Below are 22066 nucleotides of genomic sequence, written 5' to 3'. Positions count from 1 at the left end.
GGCGCCCCCGCCCGACGACCCCCCGCCGCGCGGCCACCGCGGCACGGGCGACGGCGGCGGCAAGAAGATGCGCATCCTCGCCTGGGTCAGCATCGCGACCACCACGGTCATGGTCGCCGGGGCGCTGACGGGCTACACGATCTACCGCGACGCCTTCGGCAACATCAACAAGAAGAGCTTCAACGGCGACATCATCACCCCCCGGCCGCCGGCCACCGGCGCGCTCAATGTGCTGCTCGTCGGCTCCGACACCCGTGCGGGCAAGGGCAACGCGAGGTACGGCCAGCAGCTCTCCCGCACCGAGAACGCGGGCGGCAAGCGCACCGACACCATCATCCTCATGCACCTGTCGCCCAACCGCGACAAGGCCCAGCTGATCAGCTTCCCCCGCGACTCGATGGTGCAGATCCCCCAGTGCAAGAACGAGACGACCAAGCAGCACATGCCGCCCCGCCGCGACATGATCAACTCGGCGTACAACGCCGGCGGCATCGCGTGCACCATCTCCACGCTGGAGACGCTCACGGGCATCCGCATCAACCACTTCGTCGAGGTCGACTTCAGCGGGTTCAAGAACATCGTCGACGCGCTCGGCGGCATCCCCGTCTGCCTCAGGTCCGGCGTCGACGACAGGAAGTCCAAGCTCAAGCTGCCCCCCGGCCGGAGCATCCTCAACGGTGAGCAGGCGCTGGGCTTCGTACGCCTGCGCGCCTACGGCGACGGCAGCGACATCCAGCGCATCAGGCGACAGCAGCTCTTCCTCAGCAAGGTGGTGCAGAAGGCCACCAGCGGCGAGCTGCTCACCAACCCGGGCATGCTCACCGGCTTCATCAAGGCCGCCGCCCAGTCGGTGACCATGGACCCGGAGCTGGCCGACAACACCGCGAAGCTCCTCGAGATCGCGCAGAGCGCCAAGGAGATGACCGCGGGCGGGGTCAAGTTCATCACGGTCCCGTGGATGCCCGACCCCGCCGACAAGAACCGCGTGGTCTGGAGACCCGAGTCCGTCGAGCTGTTCAACGCGATCAAGAGCGATGTCGAGGTGGCGACCCCTCAGCCGTCGGCGTCCGCGAGCACCAAGCCCAAGGTCACCGTCAAGCCCGAGCAGGTGCAGGTCCAGGTGCTCAACGGCACCACCACCAAGGGCAAGGCCCGGGAGGTGGCCGACCTGCTCAGCAAGCAGGGCTTCAAGGTCACCGAGGTGGGCAACTGGCAGGCCCCCGACGGCGCCCCGCAGCCGACCACCGAGATCCGCTACGCGAAGAAGGCCCCGGCGGGCGGCGACTACGCCGGCGTGCTGGCCGGGATGCTCGTGCCCAAGCCCGCGCCCACCGCCGGGAAGGTCAAGCCGACCAGCGCCGACCCCTACACCTCGCCGGTCCCCTTGCCCTCGGCGAGCCCGCCGGCCAAGGACGCGCCCGTCGTCCAGCTGGTCATCGGCACCGACTTCAAGTCGGTCAAGGTGGAGAGACTCCCCGACAGCGTCAATAACAACACGATCACGGCGAACCAGAAGAACGTCTGCGTATGACCTCCGAGTTCCCTGTGTAACCGGCGTTTCGCGGCCCGGCTGAGAGACAGGAGCCGCCGGGCGGCGATAATGTTGGCGGGTCGGCGACGCTGCTCGCCCTGCGCCGTCAAGGTGTCTGTAAGGCGCGGCGGCCGTCGTGTACCCCGGCCCCGAGCGAAGCTGAGCGACTGCGTAGTGTCTGACCCCAAGCACTCCCCTCCGGTCACCTCCCCCAGCGGTCCGGAAGATCCCGGCGACAGCTCCGGGCCCGCCAACACGGGAGCCAGGTGGCCACTGCCGGCGGAGTCGCTCTGGAGCGAGCAGACGGACCCGCACGGCGTCCCGCCGGGCCGCCCGCCCACGGAGGAGCCGACCGCCCCCCGCCCGCGTACGGCCGTCGAGCAGGCCGAGCGGCCGGAGCCGTCCCGGCGCAAGCGCGACCCCTACCTCGACAACGTGAAGTTCGTCCTGATCGCGATGGTCGTCATCGGCCACTCGCTGGTGCCGACGCTCGACGCCGACTCCTCCCGCGCGGCCTACATCTTCATCTACGTCTTCCACATGCCGCTGTTCGTGCTCATCAGCGGCTACCTGTCCAGAAACTTCTGGAACTCCAACGCCAAGACCAACAAGCTCGTCGACACCTTCGTGGTGCCGTACGTCATCGTCGAGGTCGGCTACGCCGCCCTGCGCTTCGCGCTCGGCCAGAAGTGGAGCCTGACGATCATCGATCCGTCCTGGCTCAACTGGTATCTCCTGGCGCTGCTGTTCTGGCGGCTGTCCACACCGGTGTGGAAGCGGATGAAGAACCCGGTGCCGGTGGCCATCGCCATCTACCTGTTCGCCGGGTTCTCGCAGATCTCCGGCGACTTCAGCATGGACCGTTTCTTCGGCCTGATGCCGTTCTTCGTCATCGGCCTGGTGATGCAGCCGGAGCACTTCGAGATGCTCGACCGGCGATGGATCAAGATCCTCTCGGTGGTCACCGTGCTCGGCGCCGCCGCGGTCGCCATCCTCATCGCGCCCAAGGCGACGCTCAAGCCGTTCTACTTCAAGCACAGCTACATGGACATGGACCTGTCCTGGTGGATGGGGCTCGGCCTGCGCGCCGGGCTGCTGCTCTGCGGGCTGGCCATGTGCTTCGCGGTGCTCGCGCTGGTGCCACGGGGCGAGACCTGGTATTCCGACCTCGGCACCCGCACCCTCTACTGCTACCTGCTGCACGGCATTCCCGTGCAGATCGCCAAGGAGATGGGCTGGCTGGAGTTCCCGTGGCTCTACGGCCCGCTCGGCGTGCTGGCGATCACGTCGAGCTGCTTCGCGCTGGCCATCGTGCTGTGCCTGCCGGAGACGCGCGCGGTCTTCAAGTGGGTGCTCGAACCTCGCCTGACCTGGCTCTATCGCCGCCCTGTGGAAGTTAAGCCGTAGTTCGACCCGCATTCACGCCCTTGACCAGGTAAGCGCTCAGCATCGACACATGCGGGTATGTGTCGCCACGACCGTCCATCATCCCGAGGACGCCCGGATCATGCACAGGCAGATCCGGGCGCTTCTCGACGCGGGCCACGAGGTGACCTACGTCGCGCCGTTCACCTACTTCAACGTCACGCCCGTGATGGGGCTCAGGGCGATCGACGTGCCGCGCGAGGCCGGGTACGGCCGGGCGAACGCCGCGCTCAGGCGCGGGGCCAAGGGCGCGGACCTGCTGATCGTGCACGACCACGCGCTGCTGCGGGCCCTGCCCCATCGCCGCCCTCCCGTGGTCTGGGACATCCGCGAGGAGGTGACCCCCAGGCGTCTCGCGCGCGCGGAGCGGCGGCACCACGTGTGCACCTCCTCCGTCGTCCCCGAGGCGACCTTCGTCTCGGCGAGCCCGCCCCCTCCCGGCGACACCAGAGTGGTCCACATCGGCCGCCTGTCCGCCGAGCGCGGGGTCGCCGAGCTGATCGGGCTGGCCGAGCGGCTCGTCCCGCACGGCGTCCGGATGGACCTGATCGGACCCGCCGACCCCAGCGTGCGGCCGATGCTGCGCGACGCGCAGCGGGTCGGGCTGCTCGACTGGTTCGGGTACGTGCCCAGCCGGCACGCTCTGCGGATGGCCGAGGGCGCGCTGGCCGGCCTGTCGCTGGCCGTCCCGGAGGTCCCGGGCGTGCCGACCAAGGTGCTCGACTACATGGGCCGTGGCCTGCCCGTCATCACCACCCCGCAGGCGGGCCCGCTGGTGGAGCGGATCGGCTGCGGCGTGGTCGTCCCGCTGGACGTGGACGCGGCGGCGCGGGCCGTGCTCGGCCTGAAGGACGATCCGGTGCGCCGGTCCGCGTTCGGCACCCGCGGCAACGCGGAGGCGCGGCTGCGCCACCACTGGCCGGACCACGCCGCGGCGTTCGTGGCCAGGATGGAGGCGTGGGCGGGGCTCGCCGCCCCGGCCCAGCCGCTGACCGTCTAGGGACGTTCGAGGATGACGCCCTCGCGCTGTCAGAAACGTCACATCCGCCCAGACGCTGTCCGCGGAGGAATGGTCACAGGCCACTCCGGTTGGTGTACTGGAGGCATGGCATCGCATCTGATCCAGGGGCGGACGGTCAGCATGCCTGTCCAGGTGAGAGACGCGGCCGTCTGCAGCGTGATGTACACCGTTCGGGCCGACGCGGCCAGGGCGGTGATCGCCTACTCGGGCCTGGACGTCGCCGAGGTGCTGCCCGGCAGAGCCGTCTGCGCGCTGGCGTTCGTCGACTACCGTGACGGCGACCTCGACACCTACCACGAGTTCGGCGTGGCGTACCTGGTCCGGCCACCGGGCGCGGCGGGCGCCACCGGCCTGGGGGAGCTGCGCCACGCGGGGGCGTTCATCCACTGGCTGCCGGTGGACCAGCGGTTCACGCTGGAGGCCGGGCGTGCGATCTGGGGCTTTCCGAAGGAGCTGGCCGGCATCGACCTGCGGCTCGACTCGCCGTACAAGCGGTGCATCGTGCGCAAGGACGGGCGGCTGGTGCTGGACGTGCTGCTCAAGCCGGGCCTGCCGGTGCTCGCCCCGCCGCCGCTGACCGGGCTGGAGGTCTACACGCACCGGGAGGGGGTGACGCGCCGCGTGCCGTGGTCGGTGCGGGCGCACGGTGTCCGCGTGCGGCCCGGCGGCGCGCTGATCAGGCTCGGCAACCACCCGATCGCCAAGGAGCTCAGCGAGCTCGGCCTGCCGAAGCGCGCGCTGATGAGCTCCACGGTGCGGCACGCTGAGATGATCTTCGGGGAGGCACGGACGATCTAGCGACCCCGAACGTACGGGAGGCGCGCCCGGGCGGCTCCAGGGGCACGCCTGGGCGCGCGGAGACGGCGATGGCGGTTGTCAGACGATCGACGGTGAGGCGCCGTCAGACGATCGGCGATGAGGCGCCGTCAGACGATCGGCGGGCGGCCCAGCTTGACCATGCGCCAGGCGGTGCGCCAGGCCATCGGCCGCCGCTCTCCCGCGGGCGTGCGCAGCCCCTCGAAGAAGCCCGTGAACCACGCCTTGAGCGCGTCACCCGAGCGGCGCTCGCGGATCAGGGTGAGCACGATCCAGTCGAGCAGGTAGAGGACCGCCAGCGGCCACGGCAGGTTGCGCCGGGCCAGCCAGACCCGGTTGCGGGCGTTGAGGCGGTAGAAGTCGGCGTGCCGCGTCGGCGGGACCTGCGGATGGTACATGACCGTCTCGGCGTCGTACTCGATCCGGTAGCCCTCGCCCAGCAGCCGCCAGGCCAGATCGGTCTCCTCGTGGGCGTAGAAGAAGCGCTCGGGCAGGCCGCCCACCTGGAGGAACGCCGAGCGCCTGACCGCCGAGGCGCCGCCCAGGAACGTCGTCACGGGCGAGGAGCGTTCGGGGTCGCCCGCGCGCAGGCGGGGGACGTGACGGCGCTGGCCGGTGCCGCCCTCCGGGTCCATCACCCGGAACGAGATCACCGCGAGATCGGGCTCGGTGGCGAAGCGGTCGCGGACGTGGGCGACCACCTTCTGGTTGGCGTACCAGCCATCGTCGTCGAGGAACAGCACGACGTCACCCGAGCACTCCTCGACGCCGCGGTTGCGGCCGGCCGGGATGCCGGTGTTGCGGTCGAGCCGGATCGCCTTCACGGTCGCGGCCGAGCCCTCGGGTGGCGTCGCCGACACCTCGGGCACGTCGGCGCCGTTGCCCACGATCACCACCTCGACGTCGCCGTCGATCTGGTTGAGCGCGGACTCGACCGCCCGGTTCAGCTCGGCGACCCGGTTGCCCATGGTGAGGATGACGCACGAGATCTTCAACGAATCATCGTCCTGACGCGTTGAGAGCACGGGCGGAGCATTCTTTCATGATCACCGAGTCTGCTGGTCTGCCTATCTTCGATATTGGTGGAGCTAAGCGTATCGGAACCGGTCGTGAACCCCCACCAAACGCTGGACGTCCGATCAATACGACGCCCGCCGAGGGCTCCCGGTTCCGAGAAGAGATCAAGCCAGCCGCCTCGACGCCAGAATGCTGACCAGATGGAGCACGGTCTGGAGCGCCGCGGCGGCGAAGCAGACCACCAGCAGCACGCGCGTGGCCTGCAGGTCTCCGGCGAACACGTCGACCACGGCGGCCACCACGGCCAGGATCGACAGCTCGACCGCCTGCACTACCCGGTGGAACCTGGTCGCCCCGAGAATCCGGCGTCCGAGGGCGAGCAGCCCCGACCTCAGCTGCCCCGCGGCCACCTCCGTCGCGGCCGGCCGGCCCGCTCGCGCCCGCGCCACGTCCACCAGGTCGGTCTCGGCCTTGATGAGGATGGCTCCGAGCGCGGTCGCGAAGCCCAGCACGGTGTACCAGTCGGGCAGCACCTCGCCGGAGGCGCGGAAGCCCAGCCCGATGAGGAGCGCCGCCTCGCACAGGTAGTGGCCGACCCGGTCGAGGTAGACGCCGGTGATCGAGGTGCGCCCCGTCCAGCGGGCCAGCTCGCCGTCCGAGCAGTCGAGCAGCAGGTAGAGCTGCACGAGCAGGGCGGACAGCACGGCCGCCCAGAGGCCGGGCAGCGCCAGCACCACCGCGGCGGCCAGCCCGCTCACGATCATCAGCCAGGTGGCCTGGTTGGGCGAGATCGGCGTCTTGGCCAGCAGCCACGTCAGGTAGGGCGAGATCCTGCGCATGTAGAGGGAGCCCGCCCAGTGCTCGCCACTCTCGCGGTCCATGGTGCCGGGCGGCTGCGCGACCCGGCGCAGCTCAGCTACCGAAGGCCCGGACATAGTCCTCTACCCGATCGCGGATCTCGGAGTCCGGCAGGCGCAGGTGCTCCAGGATCGTGTAACGGCCGGGGCGCGTGGCGGGCGCCAGCGCGACGGCCTCGGCGAACTGCTCGCTGCTCAGCCCGATGTCGCCCGGCGTGATGGGCAGCTTGTGACGGCGCAGGCAGTCGGTGACCTGTTCGAGCCTGCCCGCGTCCTCCCTGAGGAAGAAGCAGAAGGCGGCCCCGATGCCGGCGAGCTCGCCGTGGTTGGAGGTGCCGGGGAAGAGTTGATCCACGGCATGAAGGATCTCATGGTCGCCGCCGCTCGAAGGCCGTGACGACCCCGCGATCACCATCGACATGCCCGACAGGATCAGCGATTCGGCGAGGACGGTGAGGAAGGCGTCGGACTCGATGGAGTCGCGCCGGCCGATCAGCGCCTCGGCCGCGGTGCGCGCCATCGAGCAGGCCAGCCCGTCGATGGGCTCGCCGCGCTCCACGTTGCTGAGCATCCAGTCGTCGATGGCCGACAGGTTGCTGACGACGTCGCCCACGCCCGAGCGCACCAGCGAGTCCGGGGCCGCGTGCACGAAGTCGAGGTCCACGAGGATCGCCAGCGGCATCGGGACGCCGAACGAGCCCTTGCCGCCCTCGTACACCAGAGAGGCGGTGGGCGAGCAGATGCCGTCGTGGGACAGGTTGGTGGCCACAGCGACCATCGGGATGCCCGCCAGCGACGCGGCGTACTTGGTCGCGTCGATGGTGCGCCCTCCGCCGACGCCCACCACCACCTCGTAGGCGCCCTTGCGCAGGTCGGCGCCGAGCGAGACGGCCGCGTCGACCGTGCCGTCGCCCACCCTGAACACCTCGGCCTCGCCGAGCGTCGGCGCGATCAGGCCCTCGATGTGGTCGCCCTGGCCCGGCCCCACGGCCACCGCGACCCGGCCGGACGTGGCCACCCGGCTGTCGGCGAGCAACGCGCCGAGCTGCGCCACCGCGCCCCGCCTGACCTCCATGGTCAGCGGGGCGGGCAGCATTCGCGCTAGAAGCGGCATCCCGCCCCCTCAGTAGCGAACGGCTATGGTGCGAGCCTTCGCCAGGTCGTCGTGGTTGTCCACCTCGACCCAGTCGACCTCGCCGATCGGCGCGACGTGGATCCGCTCGCCGCGCTCGACCATCTCCTGGTAGCCGTCCTCGTAGTAGAGCTGCGGGTCGCGCTCGAAGGTGGCGCGCAGCGCGTCGGCGAGCCGGTCGGCGGCGCCCGGCCGGATCAGGGTCGCCCCGATGTACTCGCCGTAGGCCGCTGCCGGGTCCATCAGCTTGGTGATCCTCTTCAGCGCGCCGCCGTCGAGGGTGACCTTCATCTCCTCGTCGGCGAGCTTCTTGACGTCGTCGACGGCGAGGAGGATGTCGCTGGTCTCGGGGGCCGACAGGAGCGTCTTCTCGACGGAGACGGGGTGCACGGTGTCGCCGTTGACGAGCAGCGCGCCCTGCGCGAAGTAGTCGCGGGCGCACCACAGGGAGTAGGCGTTGTTCCACTCCTCGGCCTTGTCGTTGTGCACCAGGGTGAGTTTGACGCCGTGGCGCCTCTCCAGCGCGTCCTTGCGCTCGTGTACGGCCTGCGCCGCGTACCCGACGATCACCACGACCTCACGCAGGTCCACCTCGGCGAGGTTGCGCAGCGAGATGTCCATGATCGTGGTCTCGCCGTCGACCGGCACGAGCGCCTTGGGCAGCGTGTCGGTGTACGGCCGCAGACGTCGTCCGGCTCCAGCGGCCAGCACCATTCCCAGCAACGTGCACTCCTCAGTCGAGCATGACCATGTACGTGCGGACTACGGAATCCGTCACGTTACGGCGGGCACTGGACGCGCCCCACCATAGGCCCAAAGGTTAGTTGCCTTTGGGCCCTGCGCGGGTAATCCGCCGTTAGTCTTGCGTTCCTGTCTCGGCCGTTTCGACGCCGGTGCGGGGTGAGGCGAGCCAGCAGGTGAGGCTCTCCCAGCCGAACAGCCCCCACAGGTAGAGCGTGAGCAGCGCGAACCCGAACGTCGGCAGGTCGGCGAGGACGGCCAGCCCGACCACGAGCATCCGCCCGTCCCAGCCGAGCCCGAACGTCGAGAGCCAGGGCGGCGGGTAGACGTGCTGGCGCAGCCGGTAGACGAGATCGTAGTGGTGGAAGGCGAGCGCGCCGAGCAGCAGGAAGATCAGCACCGGGTTGACGTCATGGGCGAACCCGCAGGCCGCGATGAACGCGTACTCGATCATCCGCAGGATCGGCGGCACGAGCCAGTCGAACCGGCCGTCGTGCGGATGCGAGCTGCCCGGCCCCGCGAGCAGGAGCGTCACGGCCGGCGCGAAGATCGCGAGCCCTTCGCTCCCGGCCACGCCCATCAGCAGCAGCACGCCGGTCACGAACGTCCCGGCGATCACCGGCGGGAGCGGCGGGAGCTGGCCCGCCACGAGCATGCCCATCCCGCGCGACAGCGGCCCGTCGTCGCGGTAGGTGACGACCGTGCTCCTGGGCACCGGGGTCATGTGAACCGAGATCATCGTGCCGTCCTCGCGATCCGCCCCGCCAGCTGGTAAACGACCGCCAGCCCGCCCCAGCCGAGCAGCGCCATGAAGGTCACCCGGGCGTTGAACACGGCGGCGGTGACCGCGATCAGCGCCATCCGCTCGCCGATCGGCAGCACGATCATCCTCTTCAGCCAGCGGGTGACCGACTCGTGCTCCAGGGCGAGGGACAGCTTCAGCACGCCCCGCCGGGGCGCGTCATGGCTCACCTCGTCGGTCGACTCCAGCAGCGAGCGCACGGGCTTGGACCACAGCTCGCCGACGCGCCTGGCGTCGGCCCTCGACCCGCCGTACGAGAAGTCGAGCGCGTGCCGTACCACCTGGAGGATCATCGCGGCGACGGCGAGGTGCCAGATGCCGTCGGGGCCGCCGCCGCTCCACGGCATGCCCGCGGCGAAGCCGATGGCCAGGCCCACGTAGACGACGTACTCCTTCAGCCGGTCGGCCATGCCGTCCATCCACGCGCCGAACGACGAGAACATGCGGGTGTAGCGCGCCAGCTGGCCGTCGAGGCAGTCGCACACGAACGACAGGTAGAGCAGCACGGCACCGGCCACCTGGGCGCCGCGGTTGCCCGCCGAGAACCAGATCGCCGCGAGCACGGCCAGGCCGACCGAGATGCCGGTGACGGCGTTGGGCGTGAGCTTGAGCCTGGCCGCGGGGCGCACCAGGTGGCGCGACCAGGAGGAGACGCAGAAGGTCGCGAAGAAGCCGTCCCTGTCCTTGATCGCCGCGTCGAGGCGGACCTGCTCCTCGTCCACCTCGGCCAGCCTGCCGATCGCGCCGTCGGCGGTGGCCTGACCGGTGACCCGGTCGGCGTGCAGCGGCCCGAGCTGCGTCGCGCGGATCCGCGCGCCCGCCCTGACCAGGCCGACCAGCAGCAGGTCGACGGCCTCGACGGCGGTGACGGCGCCCAGCCTGCCGGTGTCGGCCAGCTCGGCGAGCTCCTCGGCGACGTCGGCGAGCGAGGCGAGATCGGCCTCGCCCGCCTGCAGCACGCCGCGGAACGTGGCGTTGGCGTCGGGCACCGTGTGAAACGAACTGCCCGCGGCGACGACCCGGCCGCCTTCGACGCGGACCGGCGGGCACAGCGGCCCTCCCCCGGCGTCCAGGGAGACCAGCGCCGCGCTGCCGCGCGCCGGGTGCTCCAGGAGCTGCGCGAGCGCCTCGGTGTGGGCGACGAGATCGCCGGGCAGCACGACCAGCGTGCCCGTGGCGGCGCGCGCGATCTTCGCGACGCCGCGCAGGTCGGCTCCCGCTCCGCCGCCCGAGGTCACCACCTGGACGTCACGGACCGGGAGCAGCGTGAGCTGGTCGGTGATCCGGTCGAGCAGCGTGCCGCCCGCGCAGGTGAGCCTGCAGGCCGGCGTCGTGGCGAGCAGAACCACCGCAGTGGTCGCGCTCGCGCGGGTCATGGAATCGGTCAAAGCGCAGATCCTCCCGGTCGCACGGGGGTGCGTGGACTCAGCGTAGCGACAGGGCGACGCGATATCACGGACGATGAGACCGTTACGCTCCGGGTATGGACTCGCGGTTGCGTACTGTTGGGGTGGTCTTGGCGGGCGGCGTCGGCAGCCGCGTCGGGCTCGGCACACCGAAGCAGCTCGTCACGGTCGCCGGACGGACGATCCTGGAGCACACGATCGCCGTCTTCGACGCGGCGCCCGAGATCGACGAGGTCGTGGTGCTGATGACGCCCGGCTACACCGGCCAGGTCAGTGAGCTGGTCGAGCGGGCCGGGTTCGGCAAGGTGAGCAAGGTCGTCGAGGGCGGCGCCAGCCGTACCGAGAGCACCTGGCGGGCGCTGGAGGCCATCGGCCCGCAGGAGTGCGACGTGCTCCTGCACGATGCCGTGCGGCCGCTGCTGGAGCCCCGGATCATCACGAACTGTGTCCGGGCACTCCAGACGCACGTGGCCGTGGAGGTGGCTATCCCGAGTTCCGACACCGTTCTCGTGGCCGCCTCCGGCCCCGGCGGCGAGACCATAGCCGAGGTGCTCGACAGGTCACGGCTGCGGCGGGCGCAGACCCCGCAGTGCTTCCGGCTGTCGGTGATCCGGGAGGCTTACGCGCGGGCCCTCGCCGATCCCGGCTTCGACCGGCTTCCGGCCACCGACGACTGCGGTGTGGTGCTGCGCTACCTGCCGGACGTGCCCATCCACCTGGTCGAGGGCAGCGAGCGCAACATCAAGGTCACCCACCCGGTGGACCTGGCGATCGCCGAGCGGCTGTTCGAGCTCTCCGCGGCCACGGCGCCCGGCCCGGAGGGACCACGCTGAGGGTGCGCGCGCGGGCCTGCGGCCGAAGCCGCGTGGGCAGCGGGTCTTCGGGGCTTCGGCCGGAGCCGCGGCGTGCTACGGGCGGGGCGGCCTGCCGAGGCGTCGCGGGCTGGTGAGGAAGCCCCAGCCCCACGACAGGTGCATGGTCGCGTACACGAGCGGCAGCCGGACCTTGACCGCGAACGGGTGCCCGCTGCCCGTCAGCACCGAGCCCGCCACGATGGCCAGGGCGTAGCCGCCGGGGATGACCAGCCCGAGCGGGAAGAACGGCGAGACCAACAGCCCCAGCGCCATGGCCAGCACGGCGGCCGGAGGCGCGAGGTAGCGCAGGTTGATCGTGCCCTCGTGGGTGCGCGCCACCACGCGGCGCCAGCGGCCGTAGTGGAAGTACTGCTTGGCCAGCGCCTTCACGTGGGGCCGGGGCCGGTAGGAGACCCGCATGCGCGGCTGGAACCACACCAGCCCGCCGGTCTGGCGGATGCGGTGGTTCATCTCCCAGTCCTGCGCGCGCTGGAAGTGCTCGTCGTAGCCGCCGACCCGGTCGAGGGCGGAACGCCGGAACACGCCCAGGTAGACCGTGTCGGCCGGCCCCGCCGTACCCCCCACGTGGAAGGCGGCGGCGCCGACACCGATCTTGGACGTCATCGCGCAGGCGACGGCCCGCTCGAAGGCGGTGACGCCCTCGGCGGCCATGACGCCTCCCACGTTGTCGGCACCGGTCTGCTCCAGCGTCTCGACCGCGATGCGCAGGTAGTCGGGCGGCAGCATGGCGTGCCCGTCGACCCTGGCGATGATGCCGTTGCGGGCGGCGGCGATCGCGGCGTTGAGCGCGTTGGGGGTGCGGCCGGTGGGGTTGGGCACCACGGTGACCCGGCGGTCGGCCGCGGCGATCGCGTCGGCGACCTCCTGGGTGCGGTCGTGCGAGGGGCCCACGGCGAGGACGACCTCGATCTCACCGGGGTAGCTCTGGGCCAGGACCTGGTCCACGGCCTCGCGGAGGTGCCGCTCCTCGTTGAGGACCGGCATGATGACTGAGATGGGCGGCCAGCCACGCGTCTCCGCTGGCGCGTGCGGCGAGTCGGGGAACTGCTTCATGGCGGGGCTCACGCTACTGTACGAGCAGGGGAGGAAGGCAATCGAACGCCCGATCCTCCGGCTGTACAAAGGGGGACGGGATGCGCGACCCGGATGAGGAGGACTCCGGGGTACATGTGGGCGGCGACGCCTACGGCGGCGTCAGGCTCGCGACCGGTCACAGGCGCAGGCCAGGCCGGAGCGCCAAGGCCAGGCGGCGCAACCTGCTCGTCTCCGGTCTGCTCTCCGTCGGCGTGCTGGTCGGCACCGGCGTGGTGTGGGCCACCCCCCGGCAGATCGGCTCGGTCGACGCGGGCGTGACCGAGCCCAAGTCGCGCGGCGCGATGAACATCCTGCTCGTCGGCGTGGACAAGCGCGACGACCTCACCCGCAGGCAGCAGAACCAGCTCAAGCTCGGCCGCGAGGCGGGCCAGCGCACCGACACGATGATGGTCATCCACCTGTCCGAGGATCACACCAAGGTCACCGTGGTCAGCCTCCCCCGCGACACCTGGACGACCGTCCCCGGCAAGGGCCAGCACAAGATCAACTCGGCATACCAGTTCGGCGGTCCGAAGCTCGCCAAGCAGACCGTTGAGCAGGCGACCGGGCTGCAGATCAACCGCTACATCGAGGTGAACGTCCTCGGCTTCATCGACGTGGTCGACTCGCTGGGCGGCGTCACGGTGTGCACCCCGGTTCCGATCAACGACCCCAAGGCGGGGCTCAACCTCACCGCGGGCACCCACCAGCTCCAGGGCGCGCAGGCACTCGGCTACGCCCGCACCCGGGCCACCGCCCGCTCCGACCTCGACCGCATCGACCGGCAGCAGCAGGTCATCTCCGCGCTGCTCGACCGGGCGCTGAGCGCGGGCACGCTGGCCAACCCGGCCCGGCTGGCCGCGTTCGTCAACTCCACGCTGCGCACCGTCAAGGTCGATCCGGACGACGGGCTGATCGGGCTCGCGACCCAGCTCAGGGACGTCTCGCTGGACGACGTGAAGTTCGCGGAGGTGCCGCTGGCCGACGTCGACTTCAAGGCGCCCACCGGCGAGTCGGCGGTGCTGTGGGACAAGACGGGGGCTCGTGACCTGTTCCGCCGCATCGCGGCCGACGAGGACCTGGTCCCGCCCACGTCCACCCCGTCGGCCACCCCGTCGGCCACCGCGGCCGCTTCCGCTTCCGCCTCCGCCTCCGCCTCCCCGAAGCCCACGGTGTCGCCCATCCCCCCGGAGCGCATCTCGCTCAAGGTCAACAACGGCACGCCCATCACGGGGCTCGGCGCCCGTACCAAGGAGGCCTTGGTGGCGGTCGGGTTCCAGGTGCCCAGTCAGCCGGGCAACACCACGCACAGCGACTACAAGAAGACGGTCATCCGCTACGCGCCCGGCCGCGAGGACTCAGCCCGTACGGTCGCCGCGGCCATCCCCGGAGCCGAGCTGCGCGAGGCCGACATCTCAGGCATCGAGGTGATCGTCGGAAGCGACCAGCCGAAGATCCAGAAACCAGCGGCGACGGCCACACCGGGCGCCAAGCCCTCCACCGGCGCCACCCCTACCACCAAAACGGCAACACAGAACATCTGCAAGAAATAGGCATAAGTGCCCCCACTCCGGGCAAGTGGCATTCCATGGTTGTCAGGTGTTGGCGAGAGGAACCCTGCACAGTGGTGCGCATCGTCGGCGATCTGGACGTCGCCGGTGCCCCGCGTGTGAAAGCCGAGCTCGACCAGGCCCTGAACACCGCTGATCCGGTCAACGTCGTGATCGACCTGACCGAGGTGCCGTTCTGCGACTCGGTGGGGCTCGGCGTGCTGGTGGACGCGCTCAACCACGTACACGCCCGGCGTGGCAGGCTCATCCTCGTCCTCGCCCCCGGCATGATCAGCCACCTGCTGACGATCACCAACCTCGACCGTCACTTCGAGACGCGCTGGTCGATCGGCGAGGCCAAGGAGGCGCTCTGGGAGGCCGCCTGAGCCCTTGGACCCTGAATACTTGGGGCCGGACAGCTTGTGCAGCCAACTCAGTGCGCCGGAGGGCCCCATGCGTCTCGGAGTCATGTTCGACCGCGACCTGCCGCCGGAGTCCCTCGTACCGTTTGCCGGAGAGCTGGACGGCACAGCGGTGTCGGACCTGTGGGTGGTGGAGGACCTCGGCTGGACGGGGGCCGTCTCCTCGGCCGCGACGGCCCTGGCGGTGACATCCCGCCTGCGGGTGGGCATCGGCATCACCCCCGCCCCGCTGCGCAACCCCGTGCTGCTGGCCATGGAGCTGGCCAACCTGGCCCGCCTCCACCCGGGGCGGCTCGCGGCCGGAATCGGCCATGGGGTGCGGGCGTGGATGCGGCAGGTGGGCGCCGCGGTCCCGTCGCCCATGGCGCTGCTGGAGGAGACGATCACCTCCGTCCAGGCGCTGCTGAGGGGTGAGACCGTGACGCTGCACGGCCGCGAGGTCCACCTGGACGGCGTCTCCCTGGTCCACCCGCCCGCCGAGCCCCCGCCCGTACTGGCCGGAGTGGTCGGCCCGCGCTCGCTGGCCCTGTCGGGCCGCCTGGCCCAGGGCACGATCATCCCGGAGGGCCTGGGCCCGCGGCAGCTCCCCTCGATCATCAACCAGATCGGCGCCGCGGCCGAGCACGAACTGGTCGCGTTCACACATCTGTGCCTGGGCGACGACGCCCGGGACGTGATGCGGCCGGCCGCAGCGGAGCAGGCCGCGTTCCTGGGGGTGACGCCGGACGAGGTGGTCATGGCCATCGGCACGCCGGAGCAGGCGGCGGCCCAGGTGAAGGCGCTGTCGGACGCGGGCGTCTCGACGGTGGTGGTCCGCCCGCCCGGCCCCGACCCCCTCCCCCACGTCCACGGCCTCCTCGCCGCCCTCTGAGAGACCCGACCCGACTGCCCCCACTGGACCTGGCCCGGAACCACAGCCGAACGGCGGACCTCAACTCGCCCGTGCTCATCCGAATGACCGATGGCCGCCCGGACCCCCCACGCCACGATCACGACATGACACGAATCATGGTGACAGCCGCCGCGGCGGCGACAGCCTTGTGCGCGGTCGCCACGACCGGGTGCGCCGTGCGTCCGAACGGCAAGGAGGCGCACGCCACCCGCACCTTCCCCCACTCCGGCACCCAGCTCACGATCACCTCCTCGGGCGGCGGCCTGCGCATCCTGCCCGGCACGGCGGGCGCCGTGCGCGTGGACCGCTGGTCACGCGGCAAGGCCGCCGCCGAGGGCAACGCCTCCTGGTCACTGGAGGACGGCACGCTGCGGCTGAGCGCCGACTGCGCGATCGTGTTCGGCGACTGCGCCGCCCGCTACCGCGTCAGGGTCCCGCCCGGCGTGCGCCTCGTGGTCCACGGCTCGGACGACGGCGTCGTCCTCAGGGACCTGGCGCAGGACGTGAACGTGTCGTCCGCGGGACCGATCAGGGCATACGGCACCTCGGGCCGGCTCCGCCTGCTCGGCGACGACAGCCTGATCGCGGGCGACCACCTCAGGTCACCCACCGCAGACGTTCGCACCAGCACCGGCCCCATCAACCTGTCGTTCGCCACGCCGCCGTCCAGACTGAACATCCGCTCCCGCGACGGCCGCGTAACCGCGATCGTCCCGCCCGGCCCGTACCAGGTCACGGCCACAAGCACGCACGGCAGGGCCCGCTCACAGCTCAAGAGCACCGGCAGCGACCGGACCATCGTCGTGAGGAGCACGTCAGGCGATGTCCGGATCAAGGAGAAGTGACGGTGGTCCCGGCGAACCTATGCACGTCCGTAGAGCCGGTCGAGGTCGACCAGCAGAACACGCGGATCGCTCTCGGCAGCGGCGCCCGGCTCGGCCGTGGCGTCCGGGCTCCTGGGCGGCGAGAACCACCACGTCGATCTCGATCTGCGTCCGGCCGATCGCTGATCCTGCCGTCGTGCTCCACTGCTGTCCCACATGACCGGCTGGGGAGCCGCCACCGTGACCTTGTTCGCACCGTCGGTGAGCTGGAGACCGCCCTCCTTGGACGTGCTCAAGGCCCTGACGGCACCCGATTCCAGCTGACCGCGCGAGCCTCCGTCCCCGCTCGCCGGCTTCATGGAACGGGGACGAAACAGGGCGACCGCCTACTTGAGGAGCTGCCTGGCCATCACCATGCGCTGGATCTGGTTGGTGCCCTCGTAGATCTGGGTGATCTTGGCGTCGCGCATCATGCGTTCGACCGGGAAGTCCTTCGTGTACCCGTACCCGCCCAGCAGCTGCACCGCGTCCGTGGTGATCTCCATGGCGGCGTCCGAGGCGGCGCACTTGGCGGCGCTGGACAGGAAGGTGAGGTCCTTCTGGGGCTGGCCGTGCATGGCGAGCTCGGACTTGGCCGCCGCGTGGTAGGTGAGCTGCCTGGCCGCCTCGAGCTTCATGGCCATGTCGGCCAGGATGAACTGCAGGCCCTGGAAGTCGGCGATCGGCCTGCCGAACTGCTTGCGCTCCTTGACGTACCCCACCGCGTAGTCCAGGGCGCCCTGGGCGATGCCGAGGGCCTGGGCGGCGATGGTGATGCGGGTGTGGTCGAGCGTGGCCAGGGCCGTCTTGAAACCGGTGCCGGGGTCGCCGATCATGCGGGAGGCGGGGATGCGGACGTTCTCCATGATGACCTGGCGGGTCGGGGAGGCCTTGATGCCGAGCTTCCTCTCCTTGGGCCCGAACGAGACGCCTTCGTCCGACTTCTCCACGACGAAGGCGGAGATGCCACGGGCTCCGGCTGACGGGTCCGTCACGGCCATGACCGTGTAGTACTCCGACACGCCCGCGTTCGTGATCCACATCTTGGTGCCGTCGAGCACGTAGTGGTCGCCGTCCTGGACGGCGCGCGTCCTCATCGCGGCGGCGTCCGAGCCGGCCTCGGGCTCCGAGAGGGCGTACGAGAACATGGCGTCGCCGCGGGCCACCGGCGCCAGGTAGCGGGCCTTGAGCTCCTCCGAGGCCGAGAGCAGCAGCGGGACGGTGCCCAGCTTGTTCACGGCGGGGATGAGGGAGGACGAGGCGCAGGCGCGCGCCACCTCCTCGATCACGATGACGGTGGCCAGGGCGTCGGCGCCCGCGCCGCCGTACTCCTCGGGCACGTGCACGGCGTGCAGGTCGGCTCCCACGAGCGCCTTGTAGACGTCCCAGGGAAACTCTTCGGTCTCGTCGGCCTCCGCGGCGCGCGGGGCGATCTTCTCGTCGGCGAGGGCGCGAACCGTCTCCCGGAGCATGTCGTGCTCTTCGGCGGGCGCGTAGAGAGGGAAGCTCATGCACAGATACTAGGACGTCCGAGCATCTCTGTTACCACCGGGTACGGTTTGCGGAAAGGCCCAGGTGGCACAGAAGGGGGTAGCGAGGGCCGGTAACATGCCTGGGCGATGGAAAGGAGCTCACTCGTGCCATATCGCCTCACGGTGATCGGGACCGGATACCTGGGCATCACCCATGCGGCCTGCATGGCTGATCTGGGCTTCGACGTGCTGGGCCTCGACGTCGACGCCGACAAGATCCGCCGGCTGAACGAGGGTGAGCTCCCCATCCACGAGCCCGGGCTCGAACCCGTGCTCCGCCGTGGCCTCGAATCCGGACGCCTGCGCTTCACCACGTCGTACGAGGAGGTCGCCGCCTTCGGCGACGTGCACTTCGTCTGCGTGGGCACGCCGCAGAAGCGGGGCGAGTACGCCGCCGACGTCTCCTACATGGACGCCGCCATCGAGTCGCTGGCCCCGCACCTGGACCGTGAGTGCCTGGTGGTCGGCAAGTCCACGGTGCCCGTCGGCACCGCGGGCCGCCTCGCCGACAAGCTCGCGAGGCTGGCGCCCGCCGGGATCGAGGCGGAGCTGGCCTGGAACCCCGAGTTCCTCCGCGAGGGCTTCGCCGTCCAGGACACCCTCAAGCCCGACCGCATCGTGGTCGGCGTCCGGTCCGAGCGCGCCGAGAAGGTGCTGCGCGAGGTCTACCAGCCGCTGGGCGACATCCCGATGGTGGTCACCGACTTCGCGACGTCCGAGCTGGTCAAGACCGCGGCCAACGCCTTCCTGGCCACCAAGATCTCCTTCATCAACGCCATGGCCGAGGTCTGCGAGGCCGCGCACGCCGACGTCAAACAACTCTCTGAGGCCCTCGCCTATGACGACCGCATCGGCGGTCGTTTTCTCAACGCGGGGCTCGGGTTCGGGGGCGGCTGCCTGCCCAAGGACATCCGCGCGTTCATGGCCCGCGCCGGCGAGCTGGGGGCCGACCAGGCGCTGACGTTCCTGCGCGAGGTGGACGCGATCAACATGCGGCGCCGCGCCCGCATGGTGGACCTGGCGCGCGAGCTGGCGGGCGGCTCGTTCCACGGCTGCACCGTGGGCGTGCTGGGGGCCGCGTTCAAGCCGAACTCCGACGACATCCGCGACTCGCCCGCGCTCGACGTGGCGGTCACGATCGGCCAGCAGGGCGGCCGCGTCACCGTCTACGACCCGATCGCGCTCGGCAACGCCCGCAAGGCGCACCCGGAGCTGAAGTACGGCGACTCGGCGCTGGAGGCGGCCCGCGGGGCGCACGTGGTGCTGCTGCTCACGGAGTGGCAGGAGTTCGTCGACCTGGACCCGGAGGAGCTGGGCGCGGTCGTCGCCACCCGCAAGATCGTCGACGGGCGCAACGCGCTCAACGCCGAGACCTGGCGCTCCGCCGGCTGGCACTACCGCGCCCTGGGCAGACCCTAGTTCCATCCTTTACGGCACCGCCAAGTGGGCCGCCACCCGCCGACCGTGGCTGAGGGCCTCCAGGAAGACGCCCGCTGACCGGATGACGGCGGGCCGCCGTCACGGCGCCTTCTGGGCCGGGCCTTCCGTGACCCCTTGACCACGCCGGGCCTTCCGCCACCGGTTGACCGCCGAAGCCCTACGGCGCGTCACCCCCGGTCGAGCCGAGGTCCGCCGCCTCGGCGCGTAGGTGCTCGCCCTTGGCGTGGGCCTGGGCCTTGAGCCGCGCCTGGAAGTCCTCCATGCGCCCCCGCAGCTCCGGATCGGAGGTGGCCAGGATGCGCACGGCCAGCAGGCCGGCGTTGCGCGCCCCGCCCACCGCGACCGTGGCCACCGGCACCCCGGCGGGCATCTGGACGATCGACAGCAGAGAGTCCATGCCGTCGAGGTATTTCAGCGGCACCGGCACCCCGATGACGGGCAGCGGCGTCACCGAGGCCAGCATCCCGGGCAGGTGGGCCGCCCCGCCCGCGCCGGCGATGATCACCTTGAGGCCGCGGGAGGCCGCTTGCCTGCCGTAGTCGATCATCTCGGTGGGCATCCGGTGGGCCGACACCACGTCGGCCTCGAAGGGCACGCCGAACTCCGCCACGGCCTCGGCCGCCGCCTTCATCACGGGCCAGTCGGAGTCGCTGCCCATCACGATGCCGATGGTCACGACGCCTCCAGCGTGCTCGGCTCTGTCACGTGTACTCCCCGGTGGTGAGGTAGACGGCGGCGTGCCTGGCGCGGGCGCGTACGGACTCGAGGTCGTCGCCGAGCGCGGTCACGTGGCCGATCTTGCGGCCGGGCCGCACCTGCTTGCCGTAGAAGTGGATCTTGATGCCGGGGTCGTGGGCCATCACGTGCTCGTAGCGCTTGAACAGGTCGGGGTCGTCGCCGCCGAGCAGGTTGGCCATGACGACGACGGGCGCCGTCATGGCCGGGGAGCCCAGCGGAAGGTCGAGCACGGCCCGCAGGTGCTGCTCGAACTGGGACGTGCGCGCCCCCTCGATCGTCCAGTGGCCGCTGTTGTGCGGGCGCATGGCCAGCTCGTTGACCACCAGGCCGTGGCCCGTGTCGAACATCTCCACCGCCAGCAGGCCGGTCACGTCCAGTTCGTGGGCGATCTGCAGTGCGATGCGCTGGGCCTGCGCGGCCTCCTCGGGGTCGAGGCCGGGGGCGGGCGCGAGGACCTCGACGCAGATGCCGTCCTGTTGCACGGTCTCGACGACGGGGTAGCTGACGCCCTGCCCGTGGGGTGAGCGGGCCACCAGCACGGCCAGCTCCCGCTGGAACGGCACGAACGCCTCGGCCATCAGCGGCACCCCGGCCTCGAAGGCGGTCGCGGCGTCCTCGGCCGAGCGGCACACCCACACGCCGCGGCCGTCGTAGCCGCCCCTGACGGCCTTGAGGACCACCGGCCAGCCGTGCTCGCCGGCGAACGCCGAGACGTCGGCGGCGCCGGACACCCTGGCCCAGGCGGGGCAGGGCGCGCCGAAGGAGGTGAGCCGTTCGCGCATGACGGCCTTGTCCTGGGCGTGCACCAGCGCGGCGGCGCCCGGCCGCACGGCGAACCCGTCGGCGGCGAGCGCGCTGATGTGGTCGGTGGGCACGTGCTCGTGGTCGAAGGTGATCGCGTCGCAGCCCTGGGCGAACTCGCGCAGGTCGTGCAGGTCGCGGTAGTCGCCGATCCGCGTGTCGACGATGACTCTGGCGGCGCTCTCGTCGGCCGCGTTGGCCAGCACGCGCAGCTCGACGCCGAGCGCGATGGCGGGCTGCTGCGTCATCCGGGCCAGCTGACCGGCGCCGACGACGCCGACGACCGGGCCGATGGGGCGGTAGGAACTCACGTGTGGTGAGCTTACCGGGACGGAACGGCTCAGCCCGCAAGCCCCCTGCGCAGGCCCACCGTGGCGAGCCCGTCCGCGGCGCTGATGACGCTGACCAGCACGACCAGCTCCGATCCGGCGGGCGAGAGCCCGTCCAGGGGGTGCCTCAGCGAGGTCCTCCCCGGCCTGGGCCGCTGCTCGTACCGGATCCGCAGCGCGTCGAAGACCAGCACCGAGTCGGCGGACAGCGCGACCGTCCTGGCGGGCTCCTCGACCAGCTCGACGTCGATCGAGAGCCGGTCGGGCGCGACCTGGGCCGGGCGCCCGGTGAGCTCCTCCAGCAGCCCGCGCACGGGGTCGCCGGACGGGAAGCGCACGCCGTTCACCCCGGCCGGGTCGGTCAGGTAGGTGAGGTGCCGCTGCGGCACCAGCCGGGCCTGCCTGGCCATGCTGCGGCCGGCTGTCACATGACCGGCGGGCTCCACGGGCGGGCCGTGCGCCGGGACCGGGCCCGCCGCGAGCCGCCAGCGTCCGCCGTCGAACTGGAAGACGAAGTACGCGGGCGTCGGCTTCCTGGCCAGGGCGGCGAACCAGTCGCCCGCCTCGGGCAGGAAGAACATCGGATCGCCGTGGAGGGCTGGGCGGCCGTTCCGGGTCGCCTCACAGGCACGGCCGCCCAGCGTCTTCTCCACCCCAGTGGTGAGCTCCGCGACGGCGGCGCAGTCGCGCCGCGCCCAGGCCGCGTCCAGCTCCGCGAGCACCTGGAACGCCCGCTCGGCGGTGGCCACGTCCACGCGCCCGCCGGAGCCGCTCACGTCCGGGGCGGACGCCGCGGCCGACG

Annotated in this window: 22 protein-coding genes; 10 read left to right on the top strand and 12 right to left on the bottom strand. The window is 71.1% G+C overall.

Annotated features, from left to right (window positions below):
• The 4 genes from DQW85_RS39255 to DQW85_RS39240 all read left to right on the top strand — a co-directional run.
• Positions 1 to 1531, top strand: a 1531-nt coding sequence (locus DQW85_RS39255) for an LCP family protein (RefSeq protein WP_240197718.1), incomplete at its 5' end; no start/stop codon positions are given.
• Positions 1532 to 1705: 174 nt separating this feature from the next.
• Complete coding sequence (locus DQW85_RS39250; RefSeq protein WP_162795738.1) at positions 1706 to 2938, top strand: acyltransferase family protein; 1233 nt, start codon at positions 1706 to 1708, stop codon at positions 2936 to 2938.
• A gap of 49 nt (positions 2939 to 2987) precedes the next feature.
• A complete protein-coding gene (locus DQW85_RS39245; protein WP_113704802.1) occupies positions 2988 to 3956 on the top strand; it encodes a glycosyltransferase in 969 nt (322 codons plus the stop codon).
• 105 nt (positions 3957 to 4061) lie between these two features.
• Positions 4062 to 4775 (top strand): acetoacetate decarboxylase family protein, encoded by a 714-nt coding sequence (locus DQW85_RS39240; protein WP_113704801.1) that lies wholly within the window; start codon positions 4062 to 4064, stop codon positions 4773 to 4775.
• Between the two features lie 128 nt (positions 4776 to 4903).
• Here DQW85_RS39240 and DQW85_RS39235 read toward each other — a convergent pair whose 3' ends face one another.
• The 6 genes from DQW85_RS39235 to DQW85_RS39210 all read right to left on the bottom strand — a co-directional run bounded on the left by DQW85_RS39235 (position 4904) and on the right by DQW85_RS39210 (position 10730).
• The gene (locus DQW85_RS39235; RefSeq protein ID WP_113704800.1) at positions 4904 to 5788 is read right to left on the bottom strand and encodes a glycosyltransferase family 2 protein; all 885 of its coding nucleotides are present in this window, start codon (positions 5786 to 5788) and stop codon (positions 4904 to 4906) included.
• Positions 5789 to 5974: 186 nt separating this feature from the next.
• A complete protein-coding gene (locus DQW85_RS39230) occupies positions 5975 to 6745 on the bottom strand; it encodes a CDP-alcohol phosphatidyltransferase family protein (RefSeq protein ID WP_113704799.1) in 771 nt (256 codons plus the stop codon).
• Complete coding sequence (locus tag DQW85_RS39225; RefSeq protein WP_205315741.1) at positions 6723 to 7763, bottom strand: iron-containing alcohol dehydrogenase family protein; 1041 nt, start codon at positions 7761 to 7763, stop codon at positions 6723 to 6725. Before DQW85_RS39225 ends, DQW85_RS39230 begins: the two co-directional genes overlap by 23 nt.
• 27 nt (positions 7764 to 7790) lie before the next feature.
• Positions 7791 to 8522 carry a phosphocholine cytidylyltransferase family protein gene (locus DQW85_RS39220; protein WP_113704797.1) on the bottom strand — a complete coding sequence of 244 codons (732 nt, stop codon included), beginning with the start codon at positions 8520 to 8522 and terminating at the stop codon, positions 7791 to 7793.
• A gap of 133 nt (positions 8523 to 8655) precedes the next feature.
• Complete coding sequence (locus tag DQW85_RS47810; protein ID WP_113704796.1) at positions 8656 to 9279, bottom strand: DUF5941 domain-containing protein; 624 nt, start codon at positions 9277 to 9279, stop codon at positions 8656 to 8658.
• Positions 9276 to 10730: a CDP-alcohol phosphatidyltransferase family protein gene (locus DQW85_RS39210; protein WP_275888296.1), complete on the bottom strand. Its 1455-nt coding sequence runs from the start codon at positions 10728 to 10730 to the stop codon at positions 9276 to 9278. Before DQW85_RS39210 ends, DQW85_RS47810 begins: the two co-directional genes overlap by 4 nt.
• Before the next feature lie 95 nt (positions 10731 to 10825).
• Between DQW85_RS39210 and ispD the strand changes: the two genes are divergently transcribed.
• The gene (ispD, locus tag DQW85_RS39205) at positions 10826 to 11581 is read left to right on the top strand and encodes a 2-C-methyl-D-erythritol 4-phosphate cytidylyltransferase (RefSeq protein ID WP_113704794.1); all 756 of its coding nucleotides are present in this window, start codon (positions 10826 to 10828) and stop codon (positions 11579 to 11581) included.
• A gap of 75 nt (positions 11582 to 11656) precedes the next feature.
• On the opposite strand, the gene DQW85_RS39200 is transcribed toward ispD, so the two are convergent.
• Positions 11657 to 12676 carry a glycosyltransferase family 2 protein gene (locus tag DQW85_RS39200; RefSeq protein WP_113704793.1) on the bottom strand — a complete coding sequence of 340 codons (1020 nt, stop codon included), beginning with the start codon at positions 12674 to 12676 and terminating at the stop codon, positions 11657 to 11659.
• Between the two features lie 80 nt (positions 12677 to 12756).
• Here DQW85_RS39200 and DQW85_RS39195 point away from each other — a divergent pair, with 80 nt between their 5' ends.
• From DQW85_RS39195 to DQW85_RS39180, 4 genes are all read left to right on the top strand, one after another.
• Positions 12757 to 14250, top strand: a complete 1494-nt coding sequence (locus tag DQW85_RS39195; protein ID WP_113704792.1) for an LCP family protein — start codon at positions 12757 to 12759, stop codon at positions 14248 to 14250.
• Between the two features lie 35 nt (positions 14251 to 14285).
• Positions 14286 to 14633, top strand: a complete 348-nt coding sequence (locus DQW85_RS39190; RefSeq protein WP_113704791.1) for an STAS domain-containing protein — start codon at positions 14286 to 14288, stop codon at positions 14631 to 14633.
• A 67-nt stretch (positions 14634 to 14700) separates the two neighbouring features.
• Entirely contained in the window at positions 14701 to 15540 is an 840-nt protein-coding gene (locus DQW85_RS39185; RefSeq protein WP_240197716.1) for an LLM class flavin-dependent oxidoreductase, read from the top strand.
• A 125-nt stretch (positions 15541 to 15665) separates the two neighbouring features.
• Positions 15666 to 16406 carry a DUF4097 family beta strand repeat-containing protein gene (locus tag DQW85_RS39180; RefSeq protein WP_162795737.1) on the top strand — a complete coding sequence of 247 codons (741 nt, stop codon included), beginning with the start codon at positions 15666 to 15668 and terminating at the stop codon, positions 16404 to 16406.
• Between the two features lie 17 nt (positions 16407 to 16423).
• Here the strand turns inward: DQW85_RS39180 and DQW85_RS45150 are convergent, their stop codons facing one another.
• Together DQW85_RS45150 and DQW85_RS39175 are read right to left on the bottom strand one after the other, a co-directional pair.
• Complete coding sequence (locus DQW85_RS45150; protein ID WP_162795736.1) at positions 16424 to 16681, bottom strand: hypothetical protein; 258 nt, start codon at positions 16679 to 16681, stop codon at positions 16424 to 16426.
• 90 nt (positions 16682 to 16771) lie between these two features.
• Complete coding sequence (locus tag DQW85_RS39175) at positions 16772 to 17935, bottom strand: acyl-CoA dehydrogenase family protein (RefSeq protein WP_113704789.1); 1164 nt, start codon at positions 17933 to 17935, stop codon at positions 16772 to 16774.
• Positions 17936 to 18061: 126 nt separating this feature from the next.
• On the opposite strand from DQW85_RS39175, the gene DQW85_RS39170 reads away from it, so the two are divergent.
• Positions 18062 to 19375, top strand: a complete 1314-nt coding sequence (locus DQW85_RS39170; protein ID WP_113704788.1) for a UDP-glucose dehydrogenase family protein — start codon at positions 18062 to 18064, stop codon at positions 19373 to 19375.
• Positions 19376 to 19553: 178 nt separating this feature from the next.
• On the opposite strand, the gene purE is transcribed toward DQW85_RS39170, so the two are convergent.
• The 3 genes from purE to DQW85_RS39155 form a co-directional block, all read right to left on the bottom strand.
• Positions 19554 to 20054, bottom strand: a complete 501-nt coding sequence (gene purE / locus DQW85_RS39165) for a 5-(carboxyamino)imidazole ribonucleotide mutase (protein WP_113704804.1) — start codon at positions 20052 to 20054, stop codon at positions 19554 to 19556.
• 43 nt (positions 20055 to 20097) lie between these two features.
• On the bottom strand, positions 20098 to 21246 hold the full coding sequence (locus tag DQW85_RS39160) for a 5-(carboxyamino)imidazole ribonucleotide synthase (RefSeq protein ID WP_113704787.1): 1149 nt from the start codon (positions 21244 to 21246) through the stop codon (positions 20098 to 20100).
• Positions 21247 to 21275: 29 nt separating this feature from the next.
• Positions 21276 to 22066 (bottom strand): hypothetical protein (locus DQW85_RS39155; RefSeq protein ID WP_162795735.1); only part of this gene is annotated, 791 nt, incomplete at its 5' end.

It is taken from the genome of Nonomuraea lactucae, assembly GCF_003313395.1.
In the GTDB taxonomy this organism is placed as follows: domain Bacteria; phylum Actinomycetota; class Actinomycetes; order Streptosporangiales; family Streptosporangiaceae; genus Nonomuraea; species Nonomuraea lactucae.
The sequence above is the reverse complement of the archived record's forward strand: the minus strand, read 5'-3'. Positions and strand labels throughout refer to the sequence as shown.

Coding starts and splice junctions, on each gene's coding strand:
- DQW85_RS39245 (WP_113704802.1), top strand. CDS start 2,988: ATGCGGGTATGTGTCGCCACGACCGTCCATCATCCCGAGGACGCCCGG.
- DQW85_RS39240 (WP_113704801.1), top strand. CDS start 4,062: ATGGCATCGCATCTGATCCAGGGGCGGACGGTCAGCATGCCTGTCCAG.
- DQW85_RS39230 (WP_113704799.1), bottom strand. CDS start 6,745: ATGTCCGGGCCTTCGGTAGCTGAGCTGCGCCGGGTCGCGCAGCCGCCC.
- DQW85_RS39225 (WP_205315741.1), bottom strand. CDS start 7,763: ATGCTGCCCGCCCCGCTGACCATGGAGGTCAGGCGGGGCGCGGTGGCG.
- DQW85_RS47810 (WP_113704796.1), bottom strand. CDS start 9,279: ATGATCTCGGTTCACATGACCCCGGTGCCCAGGAGCACGGTCGTCACC.
- ispD (WP_113704794.1), top strand. CDS start 10,826: ATGGACTCGCGGTTGCGTACTGTTGGGGTGGTCTTGGCGGGCGGCGTC.
- DQW85_RS39200 (WP_113704793.1), bottom strand. CDS start 12,676: ATGAAGCAGTTCCCCGACTCGCCGCACGCGCCAGCGGAGACGCGTGGC.
- DQW85_RS39195 (WP_113704792.1), top strand. CDS start 12,757: ATGCGCGACCCGGATGAGGAGGACTCCGGGGTACATGTGGGCGGCGAC.
- DQW85_RS39190 (WP_113704791.1), top strand. CDS start 14,286: ATGGTTGTCAGGTGTTGGCGAGAGGAACCCTGCACAGTGGTGCGCATC.
- DQW85_RS39185 (WP_240197716.1), top strand. CDS start 14,701: ATGCGTCTCGGAGTCATGTTCGACCGCGACCTGCCGCCGGAGTCCCTC.
- DQW85_RS39180 (WP_162795737.1), top strand. CDS start 15,666: ATGACACGAATCATGGTGACAGCCGCCGCGGCGGCGACAGCCTTGTGC.
- DQW85_RS39175 (WP_113704789.1), bottom strand. CDS start 17,935: ATGAGCTTCCCTCTCTACGCGCCCGCCGAAGAGCACGACATGCTCCGG.
- purE (WP_113704804.1), bottom strand. CDS start 20,054: ATGGGCAGCGACTCCGACTGGCCCGTGATGAAGGCGGCGGCCGAGGCC.